Raw genomic sequence first — 8353 nt, forward strand, 5'->3', positions numbered from 1 at the left:
TAACATCTATTTTGAAACTTTTATTGATATTTAATTTTTTAATTAATTTTGATTTTAATAAATTAATTATTTACTACGTTGTTCCCCTCTTTTTCTCTTTCTATCATTAGTATAAATCTCTTCATTTGAATTATTTTACTTCTAACTTCATTAGACTCTGCATGCTTCATATAAGGAACATAACTTATAGCGTAATCACTACCATTTGCACGTAAGTTTAAATCAATCTTATCTATAAAAGTTTGATTATTTAGTGTCAATGACGGAGAAATAACACCACTATTCTTATCGGCTCTTATATGATAATGTATGTTGATATCATCAACTTCGTCTAAAGTGAATTTGTGTAAAGTAACATTATTAGAATCAAGTAGATAAATACAATTATCTTTTCCTAGAGCTATGTTTGGACTTCCTTCATTTCCAAAAATCATAAATTTAACATTTTCAGAAAGAATTTTTTTAGCTTTGTTCTTTGATTTTTGCTCCCTTTGGTTTTTGCTTTCAAGTGCATAGTATATAATAATCCCTATTATTGCAATACTTGCTAAAACCTTTAATATGTTGTCCATTGTCATAATCCATTCCCCCCTCTTCAAAACACTTCTTACTTAAAGTATAATCTACTTTGACCGAAAAAAAAAGTTATACTTTAAAAAAAGTCGGAAAAAAATGGAAAAACACTTGAAAAGTGATTTTTTCGTATTAAAATTTCTAAATTTTAACTTTTATAAAGTTATATTTTTAACTATTTTATCAATGCATATTATTTTCTTTATCTAAAAGAGGTAGTTTAACTTTAAACACAGTTTTTTCTCCATCGCTATGAGCGCTAATTTGTCCATCGTGTAGTGTAACGATGCTTTTTGTTATAGCTAGTCCTAATCCTGAACCTCCATCGTTTTTATTTCTAGACTTTTCTACTCTATAGAATCTATCGAATATATACGGAAGCTCTACAGCTGGTATGGGATTTCCGTAGCTTATTACATCTACAATAGCGTAACTACCTTCTTTATATGCATATATATCTAGGTAATCGCCTGTACCGTATTTAATACCGTTGTTTATTAAATTTTGGAAGGCTCTAACTAATTTATTTGGATCAGCGTAAATTATCATCTTGTCCTCAGAAAAGAAGCTTCTGCCTTCAATTTTTTCGCTTTGAAATTGATATCCAAACTGGAATATAATTTGATTTAGTAATTCAACTAAATTTATCTCGATTTTATTTAAAGTTATAGAGCGATTTTGAACCTTTGTAAGCTCAAATAAATCGTTTATAAGAATTTCCAATTCCTTTGATTTTTCGTAGGCAATATCTACATAATATCTAAGCTGTACTTCATCTCTGTACTTATCATCGTTTATAAGTCCTAAGTATCCCTTTATCGATGTAAGAGGTGTTCTTAAATCGTGTGATACATTTGTGATTAAGTCCGCCTTTGTCTGTTGGGCCTTTCTTTCTTCTATAGTTACGTTTTTAAGTAACAGAGAAATAATGTTTATATTGTCAGCTAGAGTTTTTATATCGCCTTTGCAGTCGATGCTTATAGTTTTATCTAAGTCTCCACCGGCCATTTTATTTGTAACCTCTACAATCTTCAAAAATGCGGTTAAGGATTTTCTCATGAACAAATAATATACAAAAAATGTAAACACAGCAATTATTATATAATACAGATAATTACCTATAGTTTGATCCTTAAAAAACTTAAAAAAGTTTATTGCATTTACGATTGCACCGCCATACTGGCTATTGTATCTATAATATCTATCTAAAATAACCTTAAGTATCACAAAACTAGTAGATACACTGATAAAACTTAAAAACAAATAAACTATAGGCATTATAGCATAATTTAGCGCTTTATTATTTTTCAATTTTATAACCAACTCCCCACACTGTATGAATTATTTTTTCGCCGTTTAAACATTTATCAAGCTTATCTCTAAGTCTACTGATATGTACCATTACAGTGTTATTTGATTGGAAGTATTTTTCTTTCCATACCTTTTCAAATATCTCCTCAGAAGAAAATACTCTACCTTTATTGCTAGCCATTAAATATAAAATATCGAACTCTCTAGCTGTCAAAGATATTTCCTCTCCAGCTGCCACTACCTTGTGTCTAGTTTTATCGATAGTAAGAGAACCCACATTTATTAAATCAGATTCCTCCTGAGTAGTATTATTTAAATAATAGCTTCTTCTAAGTAGAGCCTTTACTCTCACTGTAAATTCTAGTGGATTAAATGGTTTAGTCATATAGTCGTCTGCACCTGTCATCAATCCTTGTATTTTATCCATATCCTCAGATTTAGCGCTTAACATTAAAATAGGCGTATTCTTAGTTTGTCTTATTTTTTTACATACTTCAATACCGTTTAGCTTAGGCATCATTATGTCTAAAACTAATAAATCAATTTCTTCATTTTCTATTATATCTAAGGCCTCTTGACCATCCTTTGCCTTTACAACCTTATAGCCTTCATTTAAAAGATATATTTCAAGTAAATCTCTTATTTCTTTTTCATCATCTGCAACTAATATTTTATTATTCAAGTCGAACCATCCTTCCTCAGTGACAAATCATCGACATACGCTTCAAGTGTTAAATTATTTTCACATATATATTTAGCTACGTCCTCTCCTACATATCTAATATGTACAACGTTTTTCTCTTTGCAATCTCTAATTACAAATCCGTATTTATATGAATTTTTTTCAATCCATTTATAATCTTCACTATCTTTTTGAAGATTATACTCTTTATTAGTTAAATCTATACAAAGACCAGTTTGATGCTCGCTAGTACCTGGTTTTTCTACCAAATTACCAGCTTCATCACTTCCTACCTCTAAAACCTTCATATAGTAGTCTTTGTACTGATCTGCATAAGATATATATGCTGATTTTCCTATTAAATCTATATTATCTTGAGCTGCATCATCTACTAATTTTTCTAAAGCCTCTTTCGCCTCTTTAGTCATTTTCTTATTTGAGTCTTCTGTATCATTTGCAAAAGAAATATTAATTTCTCGTAGATTATCTGGAATAAATCTGCTTGTGAGCTGATTTTCTTCGCTTACAATTAAAGCCATGCCACTACTTGTATTGTCACCATAAACATATTTATTTGATACTATATTTTTCGTAAAATTAAATCCTATAAATACTACTAATAATAACAATAGAACTTGGACCTTTTTCATAAGTATTCCTCCTTAAAAAATATTAAGTATATCTTAAAGAGAAATAATTAATATATATATAATATATCCTTACATAATTATAAAATATTTTTACAAAATATTAAATTACATTTTTGTCATTTGTAAATAATAAAAAAGAATAAGTTTACATAATATTATACCAGTAAACTTATTCTAATTAAACTTTTTCTAGTTATATAATTCTTCTAAAAGATCTTTAGCAAAATGGTTTATAACTACGTAATCTCCTTCTATATCTTTTTTGTCTATTAACCCTGTAAATATATTAGAATTTCTGATTTCAAGTAGCATGAAGCTGTTTATCTTGCAAAGTGACAATATATAAGAGTAATCATCGTCTATTATAAATCCATTTTCAAAATCGTAGTCCTCGCTTACTATCTCAAAGTTTTCACCGTAAGTTCCTTCATCTGTATTAATTATAGGTAAATACTTGTGAAATTGGCTTATTGCGTAAGATTTTTCATAGCGAACTTTAAGTCTCTCCTCTTGTGATAATTCGAAGTAGCCTTTACCAAATATAGAAGCTATTAAATCGTTTATATTGTTTAGTTTAAATTGTTGTCCTTGTATTACTACAACTAATGGTTCCATTTATCTTCCCCCTATAATCATAAATTTAAAAAGACTTTATAAGTCTAATTGCTTTTGAAATTGTAAATCGGTTTTATTATTTTCACTATATCTACTGTATCTGTTATATTGTTTAAAATATCTTCAATAGGCTTGTATGCCTGAGGAGCTTCATCTAAAGTAGATACGTTTACGCAGGTTGTAAAAATTCCCTTCATGGAAGCCTTGTAATCATTCATATGGATTTTATCCTTGGCTCCTGCTCTAGATAAAATTCTGCCTGCACCGTGTGGAGCTGAGTAGTTCCAGTTAGGATTTCCCTTGCCTTTTCCCAAGATAACTCCATCTCTCATATTTATAGGTATTAGTAAATCCTCTCCCTCGTATGCAGATATGGCTCCTTTTCTTAAAATAGACTTGTCTATTTCTATATAGTTATGGATGCTTTCGAATTTATTCAATTTATCGTAATCTAGTCCAATAAATTCGACTATTCGTCTCGCCATAAGCTCTCTATTTTTAGTCGCGTACTTTTGTACAATATCCATATCGTGAAGGTAGTTCTTTAAGTTATCTCCCTCTATGTAGCATAAGTCCTTTGGAATCTTACTTTCTACGCGAAGAGACTTCTTTAAATTTTTAAGAGCCTTTTCTATTTTTTTACTCTTACCTGCTTTTTTATATTCGTCTATTAATTCCTTTGATTTTTGTTCGTATTCATCACTTATATAGTTTAAAGTATTATACCCGACAGATTGATAGTGGTTTGCAACTTGAAGTCCTAGGTTTCTACTGCCTGAGTGAATAACTAAATATTTATTATCAGAATCATCCTTGTCGATTTCGATAAAGTGATTTCCCCCACCAAGTGAACCTAAGGCTCTGTTAAATTCAGTTGGATTTTTAGGAATATCGTCTAAGCATTTGATTTTAAGTATTTCATCTAAATAGTCTATCACCGGTTTATTATTTATCTTAAATCCATGTGGTATGTTGTTTTTTATAAAATCATCGATTTTCTTCAAATCCAAGTCTAAATTTCCAAGCTCCACACATAAAACGCCACACCCTATATCTACACCTACTAAATTTGGAACTATCTTATCCTTTATAGTCATAGTAGTCCCTATTACACAACCAGAACCCTTATGACAATCTGGCATTATTCTTATATTTAAATCCTCTACAAATTCTTGATCTAGAAGCTGTTTAACTTGAGCTATAGTCTCATCGTCTATATTAGCTGTAAACACTTCTGCCTCGTTAAAATTTCCTTTTATTAACAAATTAAACACCCCTTTTAAAAAATTATACCCATTTATTATGAATGAAAATCGAAAAATTGAGAAAAAATAGACTATATACTTAATATTAACTTATATGCATTTTAAATGCTATAAATTTAAATATTTTTATTTAAAGTAACAGAAATATAACTATTTTGTAATAAAACTGTAAGATAAGGCAAATGAATAATATGATATACTCTAATTGTCAATAGGTTTTTCGTTTGAATTGAAACAATTAATATTAAGGTGGTGAATTATGAATACTAGAAACCCAAAAATTAGTGTTATTATTCCAGTTTACAATACATCTACTTACCTGCGTCAATGTCTAGACTCTGTTTTAGAACAAGATTTTGACGATTACGAGGTAATATGTGTAAATGATGGATCTACAGATGACTCTCTTGAAATTTTAAGAGAATACCAAAAAAAATCATCTAAAATAAAAGTTATAGACCAAACAAACAGCGGTGTTGCGACTACACGTAATACTGGACTTAAAAATGCTTCAGGAGATTTCCTTGCATTTTTAGATAGCGACGATTTTATAAAAGAAAATTACTTGAGCAAATTATACAACGCTGCTTTAAAAACTAAAAGCGATATAGTTATATGCAATTTCTACAGATACTACGAGCAAACTAATTTTGCAAAGCCTGTATTTTATAGATTTAGAAGAGGTCAATTTAATAAATACGAAATATTAAAGGGGCTAATTCCAGACAACCTAATTCATTCATACTTATGGAATAAATTATGGAAGAGGGAAATATTTGAAGACAACAATATATTTCCAAATATGAAATTTGAAGATCTGGCGATTATGTCGGAATTAATATACAAGGCAAATAAAATAACAGTTATACCAGATGCTCTTTACTACTACAGAATAAGAAAAACTAGCATAGTTAGAAGTATTTCTCTACAAACTCAAAATGACTATCTAAAGGCATATGCTTTTATTCGTCTATTCTTAGAGGAAAATAAAGAATACAATAGATTCAAAAGACAGTACTTCTATCTATCACTTAAAGTCTACATAGTTATGATAGCCGTGAATTTTATGCTATTTAAAGAACAACCTTCTTTAAAACTATTTATGCAAAATATGTTCTCTACAAAGCTATTTATGAAAAATTGTCAATTAGATGACTTTACGATGACTAGAGAAGACATACTAAACAGCAGTGTTTTATCGAGCGTATTAAACAATATAAGGTTATTAAATACAAAAGCTCCAAAGTAAAAATTACTTTGGAGCTTTTTAACATAAATCATTCACAGCTGAAAATTACTTACTAAAATTTGACAGGAATTATTTCATCTTCACTGTAGCGAGCTAAAATATATAAAAAATCTGATAATCTATTTACATATTTAAGTAGTATAGGGTTGATTTTATCTTCTCTAGATAAAGTTAAAATTCTTCTCTCCGCTCTTCTGCATACAGTTCTAGCAATATGTAAATTGGCAGCACATACTGATGTCCCTGGAACTATAAATTCATTTATCTTTTCTATTTTCTCTGTATAAGAGTCTATTAATGCTTCTAATTTTTCTACATCCTCTTCTTTAGTGGTATTTTTATATCTCTCGTAATTTATAGTCGATAGCTCTGCTCCGACATCAAATAATTTTTTTTGAATTTCTCTCAATACTTCTTTATCTTGATCTTCTTTTAGATAATTGACACAAAGACCGATATACGAATTTAATTCGTCGATTGTTCCATAGGCTTCTACTCTAATGCTGTCTTTTTCTATCTTCGTACCACCTATTAAAGATGTAGATCCTTTGTCACCTTGTCTAGTATAAATCTTCATAATTAAAGCTCCTTTCTTCATAAAATTAAATATATTTATTTACAAAGCTATCTATTTCACTCCAGTATTTATCTGGATTTTCGCTTTCAGCATGAGCATGTGAAGCGCCTTCTATAATTAGTTTCTTTTTCTCACTTGTACAAGCTTCATAAAGCTCGTCTAACATATAAAATGGAACGAATGTATCATCATCTCCATGTATAAACATCATAGGAACCTTTGAATGTTTAATACACTCTATAGGACAAGCCTCATTTAAATAATATCCAGCCTTTATTTTAACTATCAAATTAGCTATATTTAATATCGGAAATGAAGGCACATTAAACAATTTCTTAAGCTGATATTTAAATTGTTCTAACGCTGATGAATATCCGCAATCTTCTATTATGACCTTTACATTTTTAGGAAGCTCCTCCTGAGAACTCGCTATCATAACTGTAGCAGCACCCATAGAAACACCATGAACTAAAATCTCACAATCGCTATCCTTTGAAACGATGTACTTAAGCCACTCAATTAAATCCTTGGCATCGTGATATCCCATTCCTATATAATTACCTTTGCTCTTGCCGTGACCTCTTAAATCAACCGCCAAAACATTGTATCCTATATCGTAATAATGCAATGCCTTGGTACTAAGACTGAAGGCATCTGTCATATACCCATGGACTGTAACCGCCCATTTATGAGTATTTTTATTTGATACAACCTCATGAGCATGTAATTTCAGTCCATCAAAGGAATTTGTAAAAACATCCTTAAACTTAGAGCTTTTTTCTAGCCATTCTTCCTCTTCAGTCAGCTCATGATGACTCAAACCATCATTGCCGAAAATCATCTTCTTTGAAGAGTTTGGATTTATCGCTAGATTATAAAAAAAGTTTCCCGCAAAAAACAATGCTATAATAGCTACAACTGCCAACGTTATAATTACCGCCAAAAAAATCTTTATATTCATTAGAATCGCTATCCTTTCAATAATATATTATGTAATTTTTTTATTTAATAACCGTCAGGTTAAGGTTTTTATTAATTTAATTAAATTTTATCCATATTATCGCCTTTTTACAACTATTATAATTTAATTATAAAAAAATTTTCATAAAAAACATGCTCAACAATATAGATTCTATTATCATATATATCTATCTAGCGAAGCTACTACTTCCTTTCCAACCATTGTAAATATGTTTAATAATTTTGTGAAGAATTATAGAGTTTTTAACATCTATTTTTCTAAAATAAATAACATAAAATTTATTGATTACAGTAACTCTACAAATCTATTTTTTATCATGTATTGAGTAATATAAAGATCTCTCGTCGCTAATTCCATAAATAATTCCTTTATTCGATTAAATTCTTTATATTTCTTACTTATAAATAAAAACTTAAACCATGTCAAATAATTATTTAAATATTTAGTAG

Annotated in this window: 9 protein-coding genes; 1 reads left to right on the forward strand and 8 read right to left on the reverse strand. The window is 29.1% G+C overall.

Features of this window, described 5'->3' with window-relative positions; translation table 11 throughout:
* Positions 1 to 62: 62 nt before the first annotated feature.
* The 6 genes from ACI3VO_RS00505 to ACI3VO_RS00530 form a co-directional block, all read right to left on the reverse strand.
* Positions 63 to 578: a hypothetical protein gene (locus ACI3VO_RS00505; protein WP_439756030.1), complete on the reverse strand. Its 516-nt coding sequence runs from the start codon at positions 576 to 578 to the stop codon at positions 63 to 65.
* 178 nt (positions 579 to 756) lie between these two features.
* Positions 757 to 1884, reverse strand: coding sequence for a sensor histidine kinase (locus ACI3VO_RS00510; RefSeq protein ID WP_439756031.1), 1128 nt, complete (start codon positions 1882 to 1884; stop codon positions 757 to 759).
* Complete coding sequence (locus tag ACI3VO_RS00515; RefSeq protein ID WP_439756032.1) at positions 1874 to 2566, reverse strand: response regulator transcription factor; 693 nt, start codon at positions 2564 to 2566, stop codon at positions 1874 to 1876. The genes ACI3VO_RS00510 and ACI3VO_RS00515 overlap by 11 nt, the downstream gene beginning before the upstream one ends.
* Positions 2563 to 3216 carry a M15 family metallopeptidase gene (locus ACI3VO_RS00520; RefSeq protein WP_439756033.1) on the reverse strand — a complete coding sequence of 218 codons (654 nt, stop codon included), beginning with the start codon at positions 3214 to 3216 and terminating at the stop codon, positions 2563 to 2565. Before ACI3VO_RS00520 ends, ACI3VO_RS00515 begins: the two co-directional genes overlap by 4 nt.
* 189 nt (positions 3217 to 3405) lie before the next feature.
* Positions 3406 to 3831, reverse strand: coding sequence for a hypothetical protein (locus ACI3VO_RS00525; RefSeq protein WP_439756034.1), 426 nt, complete (start codon positions 3829 to 3831; stop codon positions 3406 to 3408).
* Between the two features lie 44 nt (positions 3832 to 3875).
* Entirely contained in the window at positions 3876 to 5096 is a 1221-nt protein-coding gene (locus ACI3VO_RS00530) for an RtcB family protein (RefSeq protein ID WP_439756035.1), read from the reverse strand.
* 259 nt (positions 5097 to 5355) lie between these two features.
* On the opposite strand from ACI3VO_RS00530, the gene ACI3VO_RS00535 reads away from it, so the two are divergent.
* Positions 5356 to 6345 carry a glycosyltransferase family 2 protein gene (locus ACI3VO_RS00535; RefSeq protein WP_439756036.1) on the forward strand — a complete coding sequence of 330 codons (990 nt, stop codon included), beginning with the start codon at positions 5356 to 5358 and terminating at the stop codon, positions 6343 to 6345.
* A 52-nt stretch (positions 6346 to 6397) separates the two neighbouring features.
* Here ACI3VO_RS00535 and ACI3VO_RS00540 read toward each other — a convergent pair whose 3' ends face one another.
* The gene (locus ACI3VO_RS00540; protein WP_439756037.1) at positions 6398 to 6922 is read right to left on the reverse strand and encodes a cob(I)yrinic acid a,c-diamide adenosyltransferase; all 525 of its coding nucleotides are present in this window, start codon (positions 6920 to 6922) and stop codon (positions 6398 to 6400) included.
* 25 nt (positions 6923 to 6947) lie between these two features.
* Complete coding sequence (locus ACI3VO_RS00545) at positions 6948 to 7883, reverse strand: alpha/beta hydrolase (protein WP_439756038.1); 936 nt, start codon at positions 7881 to 7883, stop codon at positions 6948 to 6950.
* Between the last annotated feature and the right edge of the window lie 470 nt (positions 7884 to 8353).

It is taken from the genome of Intestinibacter sp. (assembly GCF_051866655.1).
Lineage (GTDB): Bacteria > Bacillota > Clostridia > Peptostreptococcales > Peptostreptococcaceae > Intestinibacter.